The 22,084-nt window shown below is 71.0% G+C and carries 13 protein-coding genes; 7 read left to right on the top strand and 6 right to left on the bottom strand.

The window, feature by feature from the left end:
* Window positions 1-12: 12 nt before the first annotated feature.
* Complete coding sequence (locus ACIO3P_RS18920; protein ID WP_401851331.1) at window positions 13-6,432, bottom strand: RHS repeat-associated core domain-containing protein; 6,420 nt, start codon at window positions 6,430-6,432, stop codon at window positions 13-15.
* Window positions 6,433-6,714: 282 nt separating this feature from the next.
* Here ACIO3P_RS18920 and ACIO3P_RS18925 point away from each other — a divergent pair, with 282 nt between their 5' ends.
* Window positions 6,715-9,861: a VCBS repeat-containing protein gene (locus ACIO3P_RS18925; protein WP_401851328.1), complete on the top strand. Its 3,147-nt coding sequence runs from the start codon at window positions 6,715-6,717 to the stop codon at window positions 9,859-9,861.
* A gap of 121 nt (window positions 9,862-9,982) precedes the next feature.
* Here ACIO3P_RS18925 and ACIO3P_RS18930 read toward each other — a convergent pair whose 3' ends face one another.
* On the bottom strand, window positions 9,983-11,107 hold the full coding sequence (locus tag ACIO3P_RS18930; RefSeq protein ID WP_329829218.1) for a magnesium and cobalt transport protein CorA: 1,125 nt from the start codon (window positions 11,105-11,107) through the stop codon (window positions 9,983-9,985).
* A gap of 477 nt (window positions 11,108-11,584) precedes the next feature.
* Between ACIO3P_RS18930 and ACIO3P_RS18935 the strand changes: the two genes are divergently transcribed.
* Complete coding sequence (locus tag ACIO3P_RS18935; protein WP_329829220.1) at window positions 11,585-12,172, top strand: suppressor of fused domain protein; 588 nt, start codon at window positions 11,585-11,587, stop codon at window positions 12,170-12,172.
* Window positions 12,173-12,225: 53 nt separating this feature from the next.
* On the opposite strand, the gene ACIO3P_RS18940 is transcribed toward ACIO3P_RS18935, so the two are convergent.
* Entirely contained in the window at window positions 12,226-13,479 is a 1,254-nt protein-coding gene (locus tag ACIO3P_RS18940; protein WP_401851326.1) for an MFS transporter, read from the bottom strand.
* Window positions 13,480-13,639: 160 nt separating this feature from the next.
* Between ACIO3P_RS18940 and ACIO3P_RS18945 the strand changes: the two genes are divergently transcribed.
* The 3 genes from ACIO3P_RS18945 (at window position 13,640) to ACIO3P_RS18955 (ending at window position 16,222) form a co-directional block, all read left to right on the top strand.
* The gene (locus tag ACIO3P_RS18945) at window positions 13,640-14,278 is read left to right on the top strand and encodes a DUF6758 family protein (protein ID WP_329829222.1); all 639 of its coding nucleotides are present in this window, start codon (window positions 13,640-13,642) and stop codon (window positions 14,276-14,278) included.
* Window positions 14,279-14,520: 242 nt separating this feature from the next.
* Window positions 14,521-15,390, top strand: coding sequence for a PHP domain-containing protein (locus ACIO3P_RS18950; RefSeq protein WP_401851324.1), 870 nt, complete (start codon window positions 14,521-14,523; stop codon window positions 15,388-15,390).
* A gap of 226 nt (window positions 15,391-15,616) precedes the next feature.
* Complete coding sequence (locus tag ACIO3P_RS18955) at window positions 15,617-16,222, top strand: MarC family protein (protein ID WP_329829224.1); 606 nt, start codon at window positions 15,617-15,619, stop codon at window positions 16,220-16,222.
* 127 nt (window positions 16,223-16,349) lie between these two features.
* Here ACIO3P_RS18955 and ACIO3P_RS18960 read toward each other — a convergent pair whose 3' ends face one another.
* Complete coding sequence (locus tag ACIO3P_RS18960; RefSeq protein WP_015611185.1) at window positions 16,350-16,502, bottom strand: hypothetical protein; 153 nt, start codon at window positions 16,500-16,502, stop codon at window positions 16,350-16,352.
* Between the two features lie 319 nt (window positions 16,503-16,821).
* Here ACIO3P_RS18960 and ACIO3P_RS18965 point away from each other — a divergent pair, with 319 nt between their 5' ends.
* Window positions 16,822-17,655, top strand: coding sequence for an NYN domain-containing protein (locus ACIO3P_RS18965; protein ID WP_329829684.1), 834 nt, complete (start codon window positions 16,822-16,824; stop codon window positions 17,653-17,655).
* Window positions 17,656-17,724: 69 nt separating this feature from the next.
* On the opposite strand, the gene ACIO3P_RS18970 is transcribed toward ACIO3P_RS18965, so the two are convergent.
* Both ACIO3P_RS18970 and ACIO3P_RS18975 read right to left on the bottom strand, forming a co-directional pair.
* Window positions 17,725-18,573, bottom strand: a complete 849-nt coding sequence (locus ACIO3P_RS18970; RefSeq protein ID WP_401851320.1) for an alpha/beta fold hydrolase — start codon at window positions 18,571-18,573, stop codon at window positions 17,725-17,727.
* 192 nt (window positions 18,574-18,765) lie between these two features.
* Window positions 18,766-20,757, bottom strand: a complete 1,992-nt coding sequence (locus ACIO3P_RS18975; protein WP_401851318.1) for a DEAD/DEAH box helicase — start codon at window positions 20,755-20,757, stop codon at window positions 18,766-18,768.
* Between the two features lie 516 nt (window positions 20,758-21,273).
* Between ACIO3P_RS18975 and ACIO3P_RS18980 the strand changes: the two genes are divergently transcribed.
* Window positions 21,274-22,071, top strand: coding sequence for a ferritin-like fold-containing protein (locus ACIO3P_RS18980; RefSeq protein ID WP_329829232.1), 798 nt, complete (start codon window positions 21,274-21,276; stop codon window positions 22,069-22,071).
* Window positions 22,072-22,084 lie beyond the last annotated feature (13 nt).

The raw sequence follows: 22,084 nt of genomic DNA on the forward strand, positions 1-22,084 counted from the left end.
TCGTCCCCTTGATCAGCAGTACGCGGCTTTGCCGAGGCTACCCGTTCCGCAACCCGCCCAGGCCATCCCGAAGTTCATCGCGCCATTGCCCAATGTCCCTCGGATACTGGTGGTGACCGGACTGGCTCGCAGAGCGCCCCGGAAGGTGCCTCCGGCGACAGCCTTGCCGAACGCTCCCGCGACGGCGCCGCCGCCGACCGCGAACGCGCTGTCCTTGGCGAAGGTGCCCCAGTCCGTCTCCATGTTGGGGTCGATCTTGGACGCGGCGAGCTTGGCGCCCGCCACGGCCATCCCCGCAGCCACACACGCACCGGCCGAGGCCGCGATGCAGACACCGAGCGCCGCCGCTCCCGCGTAGTCGCGCCAGTTGTCCTTGACGTGGTTGCCCGCCGCCTTGGCCCCGCTCGCGATGGCTCCCGCCGTCGCGTCGGCGCCGCGCGCCACGGCTCTTCCGGTCGCGGCCGTGCCCTTCGCCACGGCCTTTCCTGCCTTGGAGGCGCCCCGTGCGACGGACTTGCTCGTCTTCTTCCCGGCGGACCAGGCGCGACCCGCCTGCTTCTTCACATAGCCGCCCGCTTTTTTCGTCGTCTTCTTGACGTAGCGGTATGCCTTCTTCGTATATTTCTTGGCCGCGTAGACCGTGCGTTTGACGACCTTCTTGGTGACGCGGGCCACCTTTTTCACCACCCGCTTCACCTTCTTGGCGACCTTCTTCACCACCTTCTTCACCGTCTTGACGACCTTCTTGACGGCCTTCTTTGTCTTCTTGACGGCCTTCTTCACCGTCTTGGTGACCTTTTTCGCGACCTTCTTGGCGGCCTTCTTGAGCTTTCCCCAGAAGAGGCCGTCCGGGTCGGAGAAGGACGCCGGATTGTTGTTGGCGTAGGCGTACGCGTTCATACGCTGCGATTCGGAGTAGTCGATCATCGGGTCGACACTCAGGAACCGGCCGAGGGCGGGATCGTACGCACGGGCGCCCAATTGCGTCAGCCCCGTACGGTCCACCGTCCCGTCGACGAAGCCCCGTTGGCCGGGCCATGTGGCGGGCGCCGAGGAGACCGCTCCCCGCTCCTCGCCGAAGGGGTCCAGATTGCGGTGCTGCACCTCCTGGGTCGTCGCGTCGACGGCGGTCGTCGCCGTGCCGTGGTGGTCGGCGAAGAGGAACTGGAGCGCGCCGTTCGCCCGCGCCGCGACCGTGTCGCCGTCGAAGTCGTAGTAGCGGGTGCCCTCCTTCTTGCCGTCCGCCGTGAGCAGCAGCTCGTTGCCGCCGGGCAGGTACAGGGTCGTGCCCGCCGCGTCCTTCCTGATCAGCCGTCCGCCGTCGGCGTCGTAGGTGTACTCGGTGGCGCCCACGCCCGCCTCGTCGACCTTGACGAGCTGGTTCTCCGCGTCCCACTCCAGCGTCTGGTCCCGGCCGTCGGTCTTGCGGGTGACGGTGTTGCCGGAGCCGTCGTACGTGAAGGAGTCGGTCGTCGACGTCGCGCCGTTGCTCGCGGTGTCCACCGAGGTCAGCGCGGCCGGCTTGGCGCCGTCCGGCTTCGCGTACCGGTAGGAGCGGACCTCGTCCTTCGCGGTGACGCCGGCGACGTCGTGGCGCGTCTCCTGGGTGCGGTTGCCCAGCGCGTCGTAGCTGTAGGACAGCCAGTACGGCTGCGGGCCACCGACGTCCGACCCGCTCGGGGCGCTCGCGCAGTCCCCCGTCGACGTCCACGCCTCGGTGAGCCGCTGGAGCGCGTCCGAGACGAAGCACTGAGTGTCCGTCTGCTGCGCCTGGTCCTGGCCGGTCCTGGTGGTGATCCGGGTGACGTTGCCTTCCAGGTCGTATCCGTACGTCGTGTCGTCGATCCGGTTCGGCGCCACCGTGCGATCCGTGGTGGTCCGCAGCAGCTCACCGGTGTGCTCGTCGTACGACCAGGACCGGTAGAGCCGGCGCGCCTGGTCGTTGTACTCGGTCCGCTGCGCCCGCCCGAAGGCGTCGTACGTGGCCGAGTTGACGAGGACCCGGCCGCCGGCGGTCAGCCCCTGGGCCTGGTCGTCGGCACCGTAGCGGGTGACCACGCGCTCGGCGGGCAGATTGCCGATCGCCGGCTGGTTGATCCAGGTCGGCAGCCCGGTCAGCTCGTCGTAGCCGAAGCCCCACTTGTACGTGCCGGCCAGGTCGCCCTCGGAGGACGGGATGGTGACTTCCATGCCGGTGGCCTGGTAGTCGTCGGTGAAGCCGGTGATCCGCTGCACGTAGGCGTTGCCGTCCACATACCTGCGGGTCTCGGCGATCTCCCCCTTGGCGATCTCGTCGTACCGCCACTCGGAGAGCGTCTTCGCGCCCTGGCTGAGTGCGGTCTGGCGGCCCAGCTCGTCGTAGGCGACGGAGAGTGACACCCCGCGGCCGTCCGTCGTGCCGACCGGGCGGTCGAGCGAGTCGTACCGTGTCTCCACGGTGCCGGTGTCCGGGTCCTCGGCGCGGACCTCACGGCCGCGTCCGTCGTAGCCGAACTTCCGTACATTGCCCGCCGGGTCGGTGATCTTCTCCAGCAGGCCCCGCTTGTCATAGGCGTAGGTGATGGACTGGGAGGTGGTGCGGGCCTCGTTGGTGTACTCGACGACCTCGCTGGTCCGGCCGAGCGCGTCGGTCACGGTGGTGGACGCGGTGCCGCCCTTGGGCGGGATCTCCGTGGTGTGGTTCCCGTCGTACACCGTCTTCGTACGGCGTGTCTCCGTGCCGTACTTCAGGGCGATGGCGTCGGTGGCCCGGCCCGCCCCGTCGAAGACCGTCCGGAGTACGGCGGGCGCCTTGGTGTCGTCACCGGCGACCAGCTTCCCCTCGGGGGCGCCGGTCGCGTAGTAGTCGTCGTAGGACTTCCACTCCAGGCCGCGCGAGTCGTACAGCGTCTCGGTCAGTACCCGGCCCGTGCCGGTCCCCGAGGCCACCTGTGTCTGGCGCTCGCGCAGCAGACCGTCGTAGATCTCGTAACCGGTCTCCGTGGAACCGTCGCCCCGCAGCTCACGCGTGGTCACCACCGGAGTGTCCGTACGCGAGATGCGGTACGTGAAGGACGTGTTCGGCGAGTCGGGGAACTTGGCCCGGCTGCGGCCCGCCTCCCAGACCGCCGTCACCCGGCCGAGGCCGTCGTAGGCGATCTCCGTCCGCTTGTCGTTGGTGTCGGTCTCGGCGACCGGCACGCCCCGTGCGAGGTCGAACTCGGTGGTGAGGGTGTGGCCGAGGGGGTTGGTGACGACCGTCTTGGCCGCCATCCCCGTGGTCGGGGTGAACGCCGTCGTCATCACACGGCCCTGCGAGTCGGTCGTCTTCAGCGGCCGGCCGTAGAGGTCGTACGTGGCGGTGGAGGCGGTGAAGAACCCCGTGCCCTCCGCGTTGTTCTCGTCCTCACGCGTCGTGTTGCCGCGGGTCGGCGCCGCGCCCAGGGTGGTGGAGTCGTCGTAGAAGCTGCGGTTCTCCGAGATCAGCTCGCCCGGCGCGGCACAGGTGCCCGCCGTGATCTTCTCCGTGGCCTCCAGCTCCAGGATGTTGGCCGCCGTGTTCCGGGCGTAGGTGGTGGTGTCACAGGTCTCGTCGCCGGTGTTCGCCGTGTCGCCGTGGTCGGTCTCCGTGGCGACCATGCCGTACGCGTCGAAGGTCCGCTCGGTCTTCGTGCGCTGCCAGCCGCCGCCCTTGGCGGGGGAGCGGGTGGTCTCCTCCTGGACGTCGGTCATCCCGGAGGTCAGGGCCGGCAGTCCGGGCCTGGCGCGGGTGGCCGTGGGGCCCTTGTGCCAAGGGGTGGAGGTCTCCTCGGAGATCACCTCGGTGCCGTCGTAGACGATCTCGGCGCGTTCCATGGCCTGGAAGGCGGGCTGGTCGGTGACCTCCTTGCCCTCGAAGTCGGCGACCTTGGCGCCCTCGATCCCGCGGAAGTAGCGGGTACGGCTGTCCAGCTTCGGGCCGTCGATGCCGTTGCCGTTCTGGGTGCGGACCTCGGCGTAGCCGCGGTAGTCGCTGTACGTGCGGTGCTCGGCCTTGGTGAACTCGTCCTCGCTCTTGGCCCAGGCGGCGCCGCCGACGTACGTGTAGTCGGTCTGCTCGGTGGGCGAGCCGCCGACCAGGTCGTTCTCCAGCACGCGGGTGACGACGTACTTGTGGAACCAGTCCTTCACCGGCTTGTAGTCGGCGGCGGGGGAGTCCGCTGACGACCAGTAGACCGGGTAGCAGCGCTTGGTGTTGGACGTCTCCGAGGGCAGGCTGCCGGGCGCGCAGTCGGCGGCCGAGTAGGTGACGCCGATGGAGCCGCCGGTCTCCGTGTCGATCTGGTTGACGCGGTAGCGGACCAGCGCGGGGATGCCGTCGCCGGTGGTGTCCACGCGGTTGGGGAGCTGCCAGCCCTTGAAGGTGACCTCGGGCAGCGAGACCGGCGCGTCACCGGTGTGGCCGGTACGGGTGATGCCCGCCAGCCAGAGGGAGGCGGGGGAGCCGTCGCCCGGGTCGGGCAGCTCCTGGCGCAGCTCCCAGGAGTCGACCGGCTGGTAGGAGGAGCCGGCCAGCGACGAGGTGGTGATCTTCGTCAGCCGCTTGCTGGTCCAGAAGGTCGGCGCGATCCGGTTCTTGCAGTCCTCGCCCGCCTTGCACTCCTGGTCGACGGGGACGTCGGGCCAGCGCTTGGCGTTGGCCGTGGTCATCTTGGCCGGGGCGCAGTCGAAGGAGGCGTCGGGCAGGCAGCGTTCGGCGACGGTGAAGTCCACCTTGGCGCTCGCCGCGTTGGTCCCGTACAGGTTGTCGGAGCGCAGTCCGTACTCGATACGGGAGAGGTAGCCGCCCCGGACGTACTCGGTCGGGGTGCCGAGGCCGGTGGTCGCGGAGACGTTGCGGCCGTACCGGTTCTTCTCCTGGGTGTAGTGGTACGTGGTGGCGTTGGCGTTGGTGTCCACCACGTAGTCGAGGTTCCACCGCCACGCCTGCTGGCAGTGCGCGTCGGCGAAGGCGGCCTTGTAGCAGGGCTCGCCGCTCTGGTTGCCGTACACCGGCACGGTCCAGGTGGAGTTGGTCTCCGCCTTCCCGGACGACCAGCCGGGCAGCCGGTTGTAGCCGAAGTAGTACTGCGTGCCGTCGGTGGTGGTGATCCGCCAGTGCTCGCCGTCGTTGTCGCCGTTGGCGCGCGGGGTGGCGGCGTCGGCGTCGGTCAGCCGCTCGATCCTGGTGCCGTCGTCGTCCTTGAGCTTCCACTCACCGCGGGTGTCGTCCCTGACCAGTTCGTGGGACTGGCCGTCGAGCGACATGGTGGCGTTCCAGTTGGACCAGCACAGGTCGCCGTTCTTGGCCTTGTTGGTGCCACCGGTCATGTCGTCGTTGCACGACGCGTAGCGCCGCTCGATGTAGTTCTCGGTGAGCGACCAGCCGTCGCCGACCTCGTTGGACTGGTTGTTCGTGGCCGCCGTACGGCCGTCCAGCGACTGCGACGAGTAGTTCAGGGCCAGTTCGGGGTCCATGCCGCCGGGGGACTCCGGGGTCTGGATCTCGTACCCCCAGCCGAAGCCGCCGGAGGAGTCGCCGGCCGTCCAGTTGCCCGAGGGGCTCAGCGGCGTCGCCTTGTAGTCGCCGCCCGCGCCGGAGGGGCCCGCGGTCGCCGCGAGCAGGGTCACGCCGGAGGCGGCGGTGAGGCCGGTGGCGGAGCGGGCGCTCTTCGGGGCGGCCGTCACGGGCGCCCCGTCGGCGTCCCCGGCGGTGGCGTCCGCGGGCTCCGCAGCGTCGACCGGGATGTCCGCGGTCAGCGTCCGGTCGCCCGTGTCGTTGTCCGTGTCGAGCGGGGCGGGTGCGCCGCAGTCCTTCGCGCCGGGTGACTCCAGGGCGCAGGAGGGCAGGTGGACGAGGGAGAGGCGGGAGGCCCAGCCGGCGCCGAAGGCGTGCTCGAACCGGGAGTAGTCGAGGGAGAGCCGGACCTTCGCGTCGCTGCCGCCGTCGGCCGCGCGCACGGCGAGGACGACGCCCTCGACGCCCAGCTTCTCGGTGGTCCTCCGGTCGAGTATCTGGACCCGCGCGGACGCGGGCGCCTTGCCGCGCTCACCGCCCGGGGTCTTCCCGGCGGCGGCCCCGAGCCGTACGGGCAGCTTGCCCGCGCGCTCCACGGCGCCCCGGGCGGCGGGGAGTTCGACCTCCGCCGTACCGGGCGCGGGCCAGCTCACGCCGGGCGCGGACTTCAGCGCGTCGCGGGCGGCGTCGTTCTTGCCGCCGGCGCGCTTCCGGTCGACGGGGGAGACGGGTACGGGCTTGGTCTCGTCCAGCTTCGGCAGGGCGAGAGAGCCGACCGCGAAGGCGGTCTCGGCGCTCAGGAAACCCCCGAGGAGCAGGGATGCGGTGATGACGGACGTGGTTTTCGTCCACCTTCTTCGACGTGTTGGTCTCGATCTGCGCCGGCTGTGCACGGCACGGCTCGAAGGGTCGTTCACGGAAGCCCCCTAGTGGTGAAGTTGATAACCGCGTGTGGAGAATACGTGCCTAAGAGCTACGTAAAGCACAGCTAAAGGGGGCATATCTGATCGCTTCTGTTGTGATTTGCACAAGCGGAATGTCAGCCTTGCCGCAACATGCCGGATTAATTCATCGATGGTGTGCGCTTTACTCTCCTTTCGTTCGCCATCACCGTTCATTCACAAAGGCTGTTGGGCCCCCTCGGTCACCGTTCCGCGAGACGCGCGGAAGACCGCCGGGGGCTTCGGGGAGGAATTGTCTTGTCACTTCAACCACGGCTGCGCAGACGCCGGGCGCTCCTGCGCCCGCTGATCGCCGCCGCCGTCGCCACCGGCCTGGCCGGCGCCGTCATACCGCTCTCCGCCGTACCGGCCTCGGCCGCCGGTCCCGCCACGGCCGCCGACACGGCGGCCGAGCGGGCCACACCGGCCGAGCGCGCCCTCAAGAAGGCGGCCGAGACCGGGGAACAGGTCGAAGTGGTCGCGGAGCGCGGTGAGTTCTCCACCACCTACGCCAACCCCTCGGGCTCCTTCACCCAGGAGACACACATCGTCCCGATCCGGGTCCGCCAGAACGGCCGCCTGGTGACGGCCGATCCGACGCTGGTACGCACCGGTGACGGCGCCGTACGGCCCCGCGCCACCTCCGTCGGCCTGGAGTTCTCCGGCGGCGGAGACTCGGTGATGGCCACCATCGAGCAGCACGGCCGCACCATGTCGCTGGACTGGCAGGGCAAGCTCCCCACGCCCGAACTCGACGGCGACACCGCCACGTACCCCGAGGTGATCCCCGGCGTCGACCTGAAGCTGCGCGCCGGAGTCACCGGCTTCCAGCAGGTCCTCGTCGTCAAGTCCCGGGAGGCCGCCGCCGATCCCCGGCTGGAGCGGCTGACCTTCCCGATGGAGACGGACGGGGTGCGGGCCCGTACCGACGCGGCGGGCAACCTCACCGCCGTCGACCCGGCCGGGCAGAACGTGTTCGCCGCGCCCACCCCCGTCATGTGGGACAGCTCCGGCGTCGCCACGGGCCAGGAGCCCAAGGGCGCGGCCTCGCTCGGCGCCGCGCTCGCCGCGACCGCCGCGACCGGCTCCGCCGCGACCGGCTCCGCCGCGAAGCGGACCGCGCGGCAGGCCCCGGCCATCGAGGAGGAAGGATTCGCCCCGGCGGCCGGCGCCAAGGAGAGCGCCGTACCCGCCGTCGTCGAGGGCGGCGCCCTCAAGCTGACGCCCGATCAGGGGCTGCTCACCGCGCCCGACACGGTCTTCCCCGTCCACATCGACCCGTACGTCTCCGGTGGACGCAACAACTGGACCGCGGTCGCGAAGAGTTACCCGACGACCAGCTACTGGAACAAGTCGGACAACGTCGCGCGGGTCGGCCACGAGAACGAGACCGGCGGCACCTGGTTCTCGTACTTCACGATGGACACCCGGAACCTCTCCGGCAAGTCCATCGTGAACTCCACGTTCCGGATCAAGAACACCCACTCCTGGTCCTGCACCAAGAAGCCGGTCCAGTTGTACGCCTCGAACCCCATCAGCTCCGCCACCACCTGGGCCAAGCAGCCCACGCTCGGCGGGCTGCTCGCCACCGTGACCGACGCCAAGGGCTGGGGCAGCGGCTGCCCCGCGGGCAACCTGGAGTTCGGCGTCAAGGGCAACGCCGTGAAGGCGGCGGCCTCCAACTGGCCGACGATGACGCTCAGCCTCCAGGCCAGCACGACGGACACCGAGGGCTGGAAGAAGTTCGACGCGGCCACCGCCGTCCTGAGCACGGAGTACAACACGCCGCCGGCCGTGCCGTCGGCGCTCGACACCGTCCCCAGCACGAAGAACTCCGCCGGCTGCGGAAACACCGCGCCGTACGGCCTGATCGGTGACACGGACGTCCAGCTCACGGCGAAGGGCAGCGACCCGGACGGCGGGACGGTCCAGATGAAGTTCCACCTCTGGGCGACCGGCCACCACCCGACCGCCGACCCCAACGGCGTCATGATCGTCAATCAGACCGTCTCCGTGACCTCCGGCTCGGTTGCGCGAGTCACCATCCCCAAGGCCACCCTGAAGGCCCATGTCGCCACGGCGAACGGGAACTTCTCCTGGAAGGTCCAGGCCGGTGACGGCTCCCTGACCAGCGACTGGAACCCGACCGGCGGCGCCCCCGGCTGCCGCTTCGTCTACCTGCCCGACCGTCCCAGCACACCGCCCACCGTGACCTCCCAGCAGTTCCCGGACGGCACCGCCGGCTGGCCCGTCGACACCGGCACGGTCCGCAACCCGGGCACCTTCGTCGTCGGCCCCGGCGCCGCCACCGACATCGCCTCCTACGAGTTCTGGTCCACGATCGACCCGACCGTCACGACCCGCACGCCCGGGGCGCTCGGCGGCAGCGTGAACATCGAACTGACCCCCACCAAGGCGGGCGCGCACCAGCTCTACGTACGCAGCCTCGACCGCGCGGGCAACCGCTCCGACACCCGCGCCTACCTCTTCTACGCCAACGGCGCCAAGGTCGCCGACCAGGTGGGCGACCTCAACGGCGACGGCCAGGCCGACCTGTGGGCCGTCGACGCCGCCGGAACCCTCCAGCGCTACTTCGGCGACGGCACCGGAAAGGCCGTGAAGGCCGACCGCGCCGCCTCCCAGGACGGCCGCTACACCGGAACGAGGACGACCCGCCGCGGCGACTGGACCGACGACGGCTACGAGGACCTGATCACCCTGGCCGCCGACCCGGCCGTGGCCCGCGACCGCCTCTGGGTCCACCCCAACGACGGCTCCGGCGCCGTCGACGAGTCCGACAAGCGCGAACTGCGCGTCTGGGACACCGAGAACGACCACTGGCAGGGCGCGGACCAGATCCTCGCCATCGGTGACGTCGACGGACCGCTCGACCTCGACGGCGACGGCGTGATCGGCCCCGACGACCGCCCCGGCTACCCGGACCTGCTGGTCAAGCAGGGCGACCAGCTCTGGCTCTACTTCGGCTCGCCGTCCGGCTACCTCGACGACTACGTCTACTACCTGGACGACTTCATCGACCAGCCGCCGGTCCTGATCGGCGACGGAAGCTGGTCCAACTACGACCTCGCCGCCCCCGGCGACACGGCCGGCGACGGCCGCGTCGACCTCGTCGCCCGCAAGAAGGACACCGGCGAACTGTTCCTGTACGCGGGTACGGGACCGAACGGCGAGGGCCTGGGCTCCGGCCCCGACCGCGCCGCCATCGGCACCGGCTGGACCCCCGCCAACCGCCCGCTGCTCACCGCCGTCCCGAACGTCCTGGGCGACGGCAAGCCCGCGGTCTGGTCCACGAACGCCGCCGGTGACCTGCTCTTCTACCCGGAGATCAAGGGCAGCGGCGTCAACGCGGGATCGGGCATGGCGGGCTTCCGCGCGCTGAACTGACGGGTCCTTAACTGACGCGCGCTGAGCTGACGCGCGCTGAACTGACCGGCGCCTCACAGCAGTACGGGCCGGACCTGACCACCGTCAGGTCCGGCCCGTACCGTGTCGGCCCGCCGTGGTGCTACAGCCAGCCGTTGCGCTTGAGCGTGCGATGGATCATCACACACGTCGTGATGATGACGCCGAGGACCAGCGGGTAGCCGAACCGCCACTGCAACTCCGGCATGTGCTCGAAGTTCATGCCGTACACCCCGCAGACCGCCGTCGGTACGGCGATGATGGCCGCCCACGAGGTGATCTTGCGCATGTCCTCGTTCTGCGCGACGCTCGCCTGCGCCAGGTTGGCCTGGAGGATCGAGTTCAGCAGTTCGTCGAAGCCGATGACCTCCTCGTGCACCTGGGCGAGGTGGTCCGCGACGTCCCGGAAGTACTTCTGGATGTCGGGTTCGATCAGCCGCATCGGCCGCTCGCTCAGCAACTGCATCGGACGCAGCAGCGGGGAGACCGCGCGCTTGAACTCCAGCACCTCGCGCTTGAGCTGGTAGATCCGCCCGGCGTCCGCGCCGCGCGGGCCGCCCTTGGCCGGGGCGGAGAAGACGTCGATCTCGACCTCGTCGATGTCGTCCTGCACGGCCGCCGCCACCGCGATGTACCCGTCCACGACATGGTCGGCGATGGAGTGCAGCACCGCCGAGGGGCCCTTGGCCAGCAGATCGCTGTCGGACTCCAGACGATGGCGCAGGCTGCGCAGCGAGCCCTTGCCGCCGTGCCGGACGGTGATGACGAAGTTCCGGCCGGTGAAGCACATCACCTCGCCGGTCTCGACGACCTCGCTCGTCGCGGTCAGTTCGGCGTGGTCCACGTAGTGGATCGTCTTGAAGACGGTGAACAGCGTGTCGTCGTACCGCTCCAGCTTGGGCCGCTGGTGCGCGTGGACCGCGTCCTCCACCGCCAGCGGGTGCAGCCCGAACTCGGCCGCGATCCCCGCGAACTCCGCCTCGGTCGGCTCGTGCAGTCCGATCCAGGCGAAGCCGCCGCCCTCGCGGACGCGCAGCATCGCCTCGCGCGGGGTCAGGCAGGGGTCCTCCCTGACGCGCTCGCCGTCGCGGTAGACCGCGCAGTCGACGACCGCGCTCGAAGCGGACGGGTCGCGGGTGGGGTCGTAGCCGTCGTACGCGCCGAAGGAGGCGTTGTTCTTGCGCAGGGCCGGACGGACCGCTGCGCGCAGGTCACGGATCATCGACATGGCGGGGCTCCTCTACGGAGAGGCCGTCGGCGGGAGCGTGGCACAGCCCGGAATGGGGACGTGTTGCGTGACGTCCGCAAAGCGGGCGGCACCGCGGCGTTCGCGGTGACGGCGTTCGCTTATGACAGGAATAAACACCGGCGATCGAGAAGTGCTCTTCCGTCGTGCGATCTGCCATGGCCGTGCCCGGTGCGGCGGGCGGTCGGCATGTCCGTGAGGTGTCAGTACACCGAGGGGGTGTCAGTTCACCGGGACGGATGCGACGCGGCTCGGGCGGAAGAGCGGCTGGTACTGGCCGGGTGACTTCGGTCCACCGCAGCCCCACCTCCTCCAGTCTGTCCCCCGTGGGGGATGACGTGTCGTCGGGACTGGAGAGCGACGCTTCTGCGTGCTGTCCCGACCGGCGGCCTAGCCTATCAGCAGCCTCAGGCCCAAACTGACCTCTTGCCCAATCCTTACGCGATCTATGCTCGCCGTATGGAAGAAATTCTCGCCCTGGTCGAGGCACGGCTCCGCACGGCCCTGGGAGAACCGGACGCGCGCGCCGCGGTGACCTTCCTGGGGACGGACCGTATCGAGGTCCTGCGCTTCCTGGACGGTTCCGACGTCGTGCGGTACGCCACGCTCGGGATGTCCGCGCAGCCGATGGCCGACCCGTCCGCGCTCCTCGCCGACCCGGTGAAGGGCCCGCGCGCCGAACTGGTCCTCTCGGTACGCGCCGGGCTCGCCGACACCGACCAGGTGCTGCGCACGCTCGCGGTGCTGGCCGCGTCGCCGCAGGTCGAGGGCGTGGTGGTGGCGCCGGGCGGCTCGCTCGACGTGGGCGGGCCGCTGTGGCCCGGGGCGCCGTTCCACTCCGTCCTGGTGGGGGAGTCCGGGGGGCTGGTGCCGGACCTGGAGCTGGACGCGCCGCTGGAGCCCGTACGGTTCCTGCCGCTGCTGCCGATGACGCCGAACGAGGCGGCGTGGAAGCGGGTCAGAGGCGCGGCGGAGCTGGAGGAGCGCTGGCTCGCGCGCGGTACGGATCTGCGCGACCCGCTGCGGCGTTCGGTCGCGCTGGACTGATCCGGACCCGGACCCGGGTCTGGACCCGGACCCGCTCCGGTATCCGTGGCGGGTCAGTTGGCGAAGACCCCGACGCCGTCCTCCGTGGCGTGCGCGGGCCGCAGTTCCTCGGCCCGGTGGCTCAGCGCGCCGCGCCGTACCCCCACGACGACGGCGCCGACGACCGCGGCGCCCGCGGCCACCAGGAACGGGACATGGACGTCGCTCCACTCCTCGATCTTCGGTGCGAGGAAGGGCGCCGCCGCCGCGGCGAACCAGCGGACGAAGTTGTAGCCCGCGCTCGCCACCGGCCGGGGCGCGTCCGAGACCCCCAGCGCCAGTTCGGTGAAGACCGTGTTGTTGAGGCCGATGAAGGCGCCCGAGACGATCGTGCCGACGACGGCCGCGGTGTGGTTCCCGTATCCGAGCACCACCAGGTCGGCCGCGAGCAGCACGAGTGAGCCGCCCAGCACCCGCAGCGAGCCCAGGCGCGCCTGGAGCCGGGGCGCCACCAGGACGGAGAAGACCGCGAGCAGCAGTCCCCAGGCGAAGAAGACCGCGCCCGACCGGTACGGCGACATGTTGAGCACGAACGGCGTGAAGGCCAGGACCGTGAAGAACGCGTAGTTGTAGAAGAACGCCGCGGCGGCGGCCGACGCGAGCCCGCCGTGGCCGAGCGCCCTGATCGGGTCGAGGAGCGAGGTCTTCCGCGCGGGCCTGGGCTGCTCCTTGAGGAACGCCGTGATGCAGACGAAGCCGATGGCCATCAGCGCGGCGGTGCCGAAGAACGGGTAGCGCCAGCTCGCGTCGCCGAGCAGCGCGCCGAGCAGCGGCCCGCAGGCCATGCCGAGGCCGAGCGCCGACTCGTACAGCAGGATGGCCGCCGAGGAACCCCCGGCCGCCGCGCCGACGATGACGGCGAGCGCGGTCGAGACGAAGAGCGCGTTGCCGAGGCCCCAGCCGGCCCGGAAGCCGACCAGTTCCGCTACGGAGGACGACGTACCGGAGAGTCCGGCGAAGACGACGACCAGGGCCAGGCCCACGAGCAGGGTCTTGCGTCCGCCGATCCGGCTGGAGACCCAGCCGGTGAGCAGCATCGCGACGGCGGTGATCAGGAAGTAGGACGTGAAGAGGAGGGAGACCTGGCTCGCGGTGGCGTCGAGTCCCTGGGCGATGGACGGCAGGATCGGGTCGACGAGTCCGATGCCCATGAAGGCCACGACGGAGGCTCCGGCCGTGGCCCAGACGGCCTTGGGCTGGTGCAACAGCCCGCCCGCTCCCTCGTCGAACGGATCGTCGCGGCCTGCTTCGCCCGGCTCTGCGCGCATGAGGGGTCTCCTCGCTCTCCGGCTGGATAAGTGGTATATGAACATATTAAGTTAGCGGAGCTAATGATTGCAAGTTACACCTACCTCGCTCCGTGACACCTCGGGCCGGACGGGTGATCGTCCTTGACGCGACGACGGTCGCGGAGGACCGTGGGGCGCTATGAGGGGCGAACCCAGTTGTCCGAAGTGCGGTGGCCGGGTCAGGGCGCCCGGTCTCTTCGCCGACTCCTGGCAGTGCGACGTGCACGGCACCGTGCATCCGCTCCAGCCCGTGATACCGCCCAGCGTCGAGGCCCTCGATGTCGTGGTGCACCGCGCGCGGGTCCCGGTCTGGATGCCCTGGCCGCTGCCCGTCGGCTGGCTCTTCGCCGGCGTGGCGTACGCGGGCGACGACCGCAGCGGTGGCCGGGCCACCGCCGTCGCCTGCTCGGGTCCAGGACCGCTCGGCGGCAGCGGCGAGCTGCTGCTGATCGCCGAGGAGCTGGGCGTCGGGCTCGGGGCGCGCTACGCGGGGATCGACGGACCCGACCCGGGGGCCATGATCAGTGTCGACAAGCCACCGCAGACCAAACTCCTGGCCGCCGGCCGGCCCACCCCGCTCTGGCACGTCCCGCAGGCGCCGCAGGACCGCGCCGTCTTCGTGGGCGAGGCGCTCGGGCTCTGGCTGTGGGCGATCGTCTGGCCGGAGCAGTCGGGGCTGCTGCTCTACGACGAACTCGTCCTGACCGATCTGCGGGAAGTGGGCACGGAGGTGGAGCTGCTGCCGTGCGGCGTGCTCTCTCCCCGGCTGCTCAACTGAGTACGGGCGTACGGAGCCGCGCGGTCGGACGTGCGGGGGACGGACGTGCCGCTGTCGGACGTGCGGGGGAGCAGGGCGTGCCGCTGTCGGACGTGCGGGGAGCAGGCCGTGCACCGGGCGTGCGAGAGCGTGCGGGTGGGGCGTGTGGGGGGCCTGCGGGGCGGGAAACGGCTGCCGTTATCCTTGACGTCCCCCCACCAGGGCCTCACCCCTGGCCCGTCCCGAGCCCCGGAGCCCGCGTCGTGCGCATCGATCTGCACACCCACTCCAGCGCCTCGGACGGTACCGACACCCCCGCCGAGCTGGTCCGTAACGCCGTCGCCGCCGGACTCGACGTCGTCGCGCTGACCGACCACGACTCCACCCGGGGCCACGCCGAGGCGATCGCCGCGCTCCCGGGGCTCGACCGGCCGCTCACGCTCGTCACCGGCGCCGAACTCTCCTGCCGGCTCGACGGTGTCGGGCTGCACATGCTCGCGTACCTCTTCGACCCGGAGGAGCCCGCGTTCCTGCGCGAGCGCGAGCTGGTACGGGACGACCGTGTGCCCCGCGCCCGCGCGATGGTCGCCAAGCTCCAGGAGCTGGGCGTCCCGATCACCTGGGAGCAGGTCGAGCGGATCGCCGGTGACGCCTCCCTGGGCCGGCCGCACATCGCCACCGCCCTCGTCGAGCTGGGCGTCGTCGAGACGGTCTCCGACGCCTTCACGCCGCAGTGGCTGGCCAACGGCGGGCGCGCCTACGCCGAGAAGCACGAACTCGACCCCTTCACGGCGATCCGCCTGGTCAAGGCCGCCGGCGGGGTCACCGTCTTCGCCCACCCCCAGGCCGTCAAGCGCGGCGAGGTCGTGCCCGAGTCCGCCGTCGCGCGGCTCGCCGCCGCCGGGCTCGACGGCGTCGAGGTCGACCACATGGACCACGACGGGCCGACCCGTGCCCGGCTGCGCGGACTCGCCGCCGAACTCGGGCTGCTGACCACCGGCTCCAGCGACTACCACGGCAGCCGGAAGTCCGTGGAGCTGGGCGCCTGGACCACCGACCCGGAGATCTACGGCGAGATCACCCGGCGTGCCTCCGGAGCCTTCCCGGTGCCCGGCGCGGGCGGACACGCGTAGGGCTTCCGCCCTCCCCCCGCCGCGGCGCGGCCCTGCCGTACGTCCGGCGTATTTCCGGGCGTAACCGGCCTGGCCCCGTCCCCCTCCACCCGCCTGTCACTCCACCCGTCTGTCACCCGGCTGCCCGGCCGACCGCCTCCCCGGCACCGCCGCCGTGCTCCGCTCCCCTCTGTTCCTCCCCGTCCCTCCCCGTTCCTCCCGCTTCTTCTTCCCTCAGGGCCTCACTGTGTTCGATTTCGCTGTCTTCGGATCCCTCTTTCTCACCCTTTTTGTGATCATGGACCCGCCCGGGATCACCCCGATCTTCCTGGCCCTGACCTCCGGGCGCCCCGCCAAGGTCCAGCGCGCCATGGCCTGGCAGGCGGTGGCCGTCGCCTTCGGAGTGATCACCGTCTTCGGGCTGCTCGGCCAGCAGATCCTGGACTACCTCCATGTCTCCGTACCGGCCCTGATGATCGCCGGCGGGCTGCTCCTGCTGCTCATCGCGCTCGACCTGCTGACCGGCAAGACCGACGAGCCGCAGCAGACCAAGGACGTCAACGTGGCGCTCGTACCGCTGGGCATGCCGCTGCTCGCGGGGCCCGGCGCGATCGTCTCCGTCATCCTCGCCGTCCAGCACGCCGACGGCGCCGCGGGCCAGGTCTCGGTCTGGGCGGCGATCGTCGCGATGCACGGGGTGCTCTGGCTGACGATGCGCTACTCGCTGGTGATCATCAGGGTGATCAGGGACGGCGGGGTGGTGCTGGTGACCCGGCTCGCCGGGATGATGCTTTCGGCCATTGCCGTGCAGCAGATCATCAACGGCGTCACCCAGGTCGTCCAGGCTTCGTGAGCGCCTCGTGAGGGCCTCATGAGCGGCGGGGTCACTCGGTGCCTGGGGCAACGGGCAGCGCCCCCGTACGAGTGATCCGTACGGGGGCGCTTCGTGCGTCGCGTGAAATCCTGGAGAGCCGGGAAGGTTACGAGGCCGAGGATTCGGCCGGGCGGATATAGATGCGCTGGCCCATCGCTGCGGCCTGCTGCACTATCCGGTTGACGGAGGCGGCGTCCACGACGGTGCTGTCCACGGCCGTGCCGTCGACGTCGTCGAGTCGCATGATTTCGAAGCGCAAGGCTTCTCCCTTCGTCTGATCCTCCTGCTGGAGAACTGTGTGAGTGACGGGCAACTCCGTCGTTGGTTATATGTCGGGCAGCTACATCCCCATCAACGGCTTGCCCTCTGCAAACATTCCCTACGCTAAGGAAAATTTTTGAGTGACTAACTACCGATGGGTAAGGTGTCCGTCCACCCGGAACGAACGGCGTATGAACGAGGCAGAGATCAACGCAGAGAGCAACACCGAGATCAACGCGGAGAGCAACGCGGAGAGCGATGCGGAGAACACCGGTATCGGCGCCCGGCTGGAGCGGACCAACGAGCTGCTCCAGCGCATGCTCGCCGAGGTCGCGAAGACCCCTTCCACACATGCCATCTTCGTCGACGCCGGTTACGTCTACGCTGCGGCCGGGTTGCTAGTTGCGGGTACCGAGGACCGGCGCTCCTTCGACCTGGACGCCGAAGGGCTCATCGAAGCCTTCATCGACAAGGCGCGGATCATCTTCGCGGACAGCAGACTGCTCCGCGTCTACTGGTACGACGGCGCGAGACGCCGGATCCACACCACCGAGCAGCAGTCCATCGCCGAACTGCCCGACGTCAAGGTCAGGCTGGGCAACCTCAACGCCAACAACCAGCAGAAGGGCGTCGACTCCCTGATCCGCACCGACCTCGAATCGCTCGCCCGGCACCGCGCCATCAGCGACGCGGCCCTGGTCGGCGGCGACGAGGACCTGGTGTCGGCCGTCGAGGCGGCGCAGGGGTACGGGGCGCGGGTCCACCTCTGGGGCATCGAGGCGGGCGAGGGGTCCAACCAGGCGGAGCCGCTGCTCTGGGAGGTCGACAGTCAGCGCACCTTCGACCTGGAGTTCTGCAAGCCGTACGTCACCCGGCGGCCGGTCACCACGTACGAGCACGAGGGCGAGCCGCCGCCCTCCCGGGACCAGGTCCGGTTCCTCGGCGCGCAGATCGCCGCGACGTGGCTGGCGGAACGGGGCAGGGAGGCCATGGCCGAGCTGCTGCCGGGCCACCCCTATCTGCCGGGACCGGTCGACCAGGACCTGCTGATCGAGGCGGAGAAGCTGCTCCAGCGCTCGCTGAGGGGCCACTCCATGCTGCGCCGGTCGCTGCGGGACGGTTTCTGGCAGCACCTCCAGTCCCAGTTCTGAGCGCTGGGCGGGAGGTGTCCGCCGGTGTGCGTCCGTGTCCGTCGGTGCCGGGCCGTGTCCGTGCCCGTGTCAGTAGAGGCTGTCCCAGAAGTCGGCCAGTGCCGCCGCGGTCTGCGCCGGCCGGTCGGTGTTGGGGGAGTGCTCCGCCCCCGCGATGACGGTCCTGCGGGCCTCCAGCCGCCGCGCCATGGAGTCCAGCAGCGGCACCGGCCACACGTCGTCCCGCTCGCCGGAGATCACATGCAGCGGCAGCCGCTGTACGGCGGCCAGCTCGGCCACCCGGTCCGGCTCCGCGCTGAGCTGGGCGCCGGTCGCGACGAGCTGCGCGGGACTGGTGCGCACCCAGCGTTCGCGCAGGTCGGCGCGGCTGCCGGGGGTGGAGACGTCCTCCGGGGGCTCCATCGTCTGCATCAGGTCCCAGACCTGGGCCATGGACATGACCGCGAGTGTGTCGCTGAGCAGCTTGATCCGCTCCCGCTGGCCGGGGGTGACCTCGGCGGGCCCCGAGGACATCAGCGTCAGCGAGAGGAACGGATCCCGGTCCAGCAGCACCGCGGCGCGGGAGATCTGGCCGCCGAGCGAGTGCCCGAGCAGATGGACGGGGGTGTCGAGCGCCGCCGCCTGCGCCAGCACATCGGCGGCCAACTCGGCCCGGGTGTACGCCTCTTGGGTGTCGGGGCCATCGGTCTCGTACTGTCCGCGGCCGTCCACGGCGACGGTTCTGTACCCGGCCGCCGCGAGCGGTTCGAGCAGCGCGATGAAGTCCTCCTTGCTGCCGGAGAACCCGGGCAGCATCAGCACGGTCCCGTGCGGCTCCCCGGCGGGCCGCGCGTCGAGGACGGCGAACCGTCCGCGCCGGGTGGCGAGCGTACGGGCGTGGGCGCAGGAGGGCGGGGTGAAGGTGGGCGGCCGACTCATGCGACGAGGCTAACCGCGTACGCGTCCGGTCCGCGTTCCGCCCCTGTAACGCACAGGGGTCCCCGTCACGTACGGGGCCTCGGAACCGCCGATGGCCCGGCACCCCCTGAGTGCGGGGCGTCGGGCCATCGGCGGTGACACGGGGCGGCGTACCGAGTGGAACGGGCCCGCCCGGGCGAGGTGCGGCTCGGCTCAGCTCTCCTCGGGCTGGGCCGGGGCCGTCTTCGCCGTGGTGGTACGGGCGCGGCGGCGGCGCGGCTTGGGCTCCGCCTCCGTGCCGGGGGCCTCGGCGACGGCGTCCGCCACCGTGGCCTTCTCTGTCTTCGCAGCCTTCTCGGTCTTCTCGGCCTTCGGCTTGGCGACGCGGGTACGGCGCCGGGGCTTGGGCTCCTCGGCCTCGGTGGTCTCCGGGGCCTCGGTGACCGCGACGGCTTCCGCGGCCGGAGCCTCGGCCGCCTTGGCCTTCGTGACGCGGGTGCGGCGGCGCGGCTTGGTCTCCTCGGCCGGAGCCTCGGTGACCGGCGCCTCGGGGGCCGCCACGGCCGCCTCGGCCACCGCGGGAGCCTCCGCCTCCGGCTTCGCGGCGCGGGCACGGCGACGGCGCGGCTTGGGCGCCGCCTCCGGCTCCGCCACCGCGGGGGCCTCGGCCACGGCGGTGGCTTCCGCCACCACGGTCTCCGGGGACGCCGTCTCCGCACCGGAACCGGCACGGGTGCGCCGGCGGCGGCGCGGGGTGCGCGGCTCCACCGGGAGGTCGACCACGGCCGTCTGGAACTGCGGCTCCGGTGCCTGGGCCGGTGCGGCCACCGCCGGGGCGCTCGCCCTGGCCGGGGCCGGGGCAGCGGCGGCGGGCGCCGTCGTCGCTGTCGCCGTGGCGTCCAGGGTCGTACCGCCACGGGTGCGGCGGCGCTGGCGCGGCGTGCGCGTACGCTCGGGCCGCTCCTCCCGTACGGGCGCGGCGGCGGCCGGCGCGGACCTGCGGCCACGGCCACCGGTCTCGCCCAGGTCCTCGACCTGCTCGGCCGAGAGCCCGGCGCGGGTCCGCTCGGCGCGCGGCAGGACACCCTTGGTCCCGGCCGGGATGTTCAGCTCCTCGAAGAGGTGCGGGGAGGTGGAGTACGTCTCCGGCGGGTCCGGGAAGCCGAGGTCCAGCGCCTTGTTGATGAGCTGCCAGCGCGGGATGTCGTCCCAGTCGACCAGCGTCACCGCCGTACCGGACGCCCCCGCGCGGCCGGTGCGGCCGATGCGGTGGAGGTAGGTCTTCTCCTCCTCCGGCGACTGGTAGTTGATGACGTGCGTCACACCTTCGACGTCGATACCGCGGGCGGCGACGTCCGTGCAGACCAGCACGTCCACCTTGCCGTTGCGGAAGGCGCGCAGCGCCTGCTCGCGGGCGCCCTGGCCCAGGTCGCCGTGGACCGCGCCGGAGGCGAAGCCGCGCTGGGCGAGCTGGTCGGCGATGTCGGCGGCCGTGCGCTTCGTACGGCAGAAGATCATGGCGAGTCCGCGGCCCTCGGCCTGGAGGATCCGCGCGACCAGCTCCGGCTTGTCCATGGAGTGGGCGCGGTAGATCCGCTGGGTCGTGTTGCGGACGGTCGCGCCCTCGTCGTCCGGCGAGGTGGCGCTGATGTGCGTCGGCTGCGACATGTAGCGGCGGGCGAGGCCGATGACCGCGCCCGGCATCGTCGCGGAGAACAGCATGGTCTGGCGCTTGGGCGGCAGGAGCTGGATGATCCGCTCGACGTCGGGCAGGAAGCCCAGGTCCAGCATCTCGTCGGCCTCGTCGAGGACGAGCCCGCGGACGTGCGACAGGTCCAGCTTGCGCTGGCCCGCCAGGTCCAGCAGCCGGCCCGGGGTGCCGACGATCACGTCGACGCCCTTCTTGAGGGCCTCGACCTGCGGCTCGTACGCCCGGCCGCCGTAGATCGCGAGAACGCGTACGTTACGGACCTTGCCGGCGGTCAGCAGGTCGTTGGTGACCTGCTGGCACAGCTCGCGGGTGGGGACGACCACCAGGGCCTGCGGGGCGTTGGTGAGCTGCTCGGGCGTGGCCCGGCCGGACTCGACGTCCGCGGGCACGGTGACGCGCTCCAGCAGCGGGAGGCCGAAGCCGAGCGTCTTGCCCGTGCCGGTCTTGGCCTGTCCGATGACGTCCTTGCCCGACAGCGCGACGGGGAGGGTCATCTCCTGGATGGGGAACGGAGACAGGATGCCGACGGCTTCAAGCGCTTCGGCTGTCTCGGGGAGGATTCCGAGTTCTCGGAAAGTCGTAGTCAGGGTGCTGCCTCTTCTGTGAGACGCGGCGTGAGGCGAACGCTGGGGGTCGTACCGCACCTGGGTACTCGGCCGGCCGTGGATTGGCCGGATGGCGCGGGACCACTGCCGTCGCTCAGAGCGCTCATGCCGCTGAGGGGGCCCCTCATCTGCGGTCGTACGCTGCTGTGCGCACGGTCCGCGCGGAGGGCGGTCGGGGTCGGAGCCGATCGGGCCACCGACCGGGCATCCTCTGGGGCCTGTCCGTGGAGAACGGACCTCGTTCAAACACTGTAAACATGCGATGGCCCGCCGAATAGTCGGCAGGCTCATTACCACTGTACCCCGGAATCGCGCATGTGTGTTGGGCGAATTCGTCGGGATGGTGTGACGGCAGTGTCTGACCAGGCCCTTCCGCCCTCCGCAGAGCGGGCTATTGTGCCCCTCATGGAGACGCCCGACAACGCCACCCCGCCCGCATCCGCAGCCGAGGAACCCACCGGATCGACCGGATCCGCCGCGTCCGAGTCGGCCGGTTCGGACGCGCCGACCGGTACCGCCGCCCAGGACTGGGAGACGGCCTCGGCCGAGCCGCAGTACCGCGCGGCGGTCGTGGACCTGCTGGGCGCACTCGCCTACGGGGAGCTGGCGGCCTTCGAACGGCTCGCGGAGGACGCCAAGCTCGCGCCGACCCTGGCGGACAAGGCGGCGCTGGCGAAGATGGCCGCGGCGGAATTCCATCACTTCGAACAGTTGAACGAGCGGCTGCGGGCGATCGACGCCGAGCCGACCGAGGCCATGGAGCCGTTCGCCAAGGCGCTGGACGACTTCCACCACCTGACCGCGCCGTCGGACTGGCTGGAGGGCCTGGTCAAGGCGTACGTCGGCGACTCGATCGCCAGTGACTTCTACCGCGAGGTCGCCGCCCGGCTGGACACCGACACCCGCGCGCTGGTGCTGGCCGTGCTGGACGACACCGGGCACGGCAACTTCGCCGTGGAGAAGGTGCGCGCCGCGATCGAGGCGGAGCCGCGCGTCGGTGGCCGGCTCGCGCTCTGGGCGCGCCGTCTGATGGGCGAGGCGCTCTCGCAGGCCCAGCGGGTGGTGGCCGACCGGGACGCGCTCTCCACGATGCTGGTGGGCGGGGTGGCCGGCGGCTTCGACCTCGCGGAGGTCGGCCGGATGTTCTCCCGGATCACCGAGGCGCACACGAAGCGGATGGCCGCCCTCGGCCTGGCCGCCTGACCCGCTCGCTCCT

It is taken from the genome of Streptomyces sp. NPDC087310, assembly GCF_044744405.1.
Lineage (GTDB): Bacteria > Actinomycetota > Actinomycetes > Streptomycetales > Streptomycetaceae > Streptomyces.

Bases quoted from the DNA above. Each gene is read 5' to 3' on its own strand.
- ACIO3P_RS18975 (WP_401851318.1), bottom strand. From the start codon at position 20,757: ATGACCCTCCCCGTCGCGCTGTCGGGCAAGGACGTCATCGGACAGGCC.
- ACIO3P_RS18935 (WP_329829220.1), top strand. From the start codon at position 11,585: ATGGAAGAAATTCTCGCCCTGGTCGAGGCACGGCTCCGCACGGCCCTG.
- ACIO3P_RS18980 (WP_329829232.1), top strand. From the start codon at position 21,274: ATGGAGACGCCCGACAACGCCACCCCGCCCGCATCCGCAGCCGAGGAA.
- ACIO3P_RS18945 (WP_329829222.1), top strand. From the start codon at position 13,640: ATGAGGGGCGAACCCAGTTGTCCGAAGTGCGGTGGCCGGGTCAGGGCG.
- ACIO3P_RS18970 (WP_401851320.1), bottom strand. From the start codon at position 18,573: ATGAGTCGGCCGCCCACCTTCACCCCGCCCTCCTGCGCCCACGCCCGT.
- ACIO3P_RS18940 (WP_401851326.1), bottom strand. From the start codon at position 13,479: ATGCGCGCAGAGCCGGGCGAAGCAGGCCGCGACGATCCGTTCGACGAG.
- ACIO3P_RS18930 (WP_329829218.1), bottom strand. From the start codon at position 11,107: ATGTCGATGATCCGTGACCTGCGCGCAGCGGTCCGTCCGGCCCTGCGC.
- ACIO3P_RS18965 (WP_329829684.1), top strand. From the start codon at position 16,822: ATGCTCGCCGAGGTCGCGAAGACCCCTTCCACACATGCCATCTTCGTC.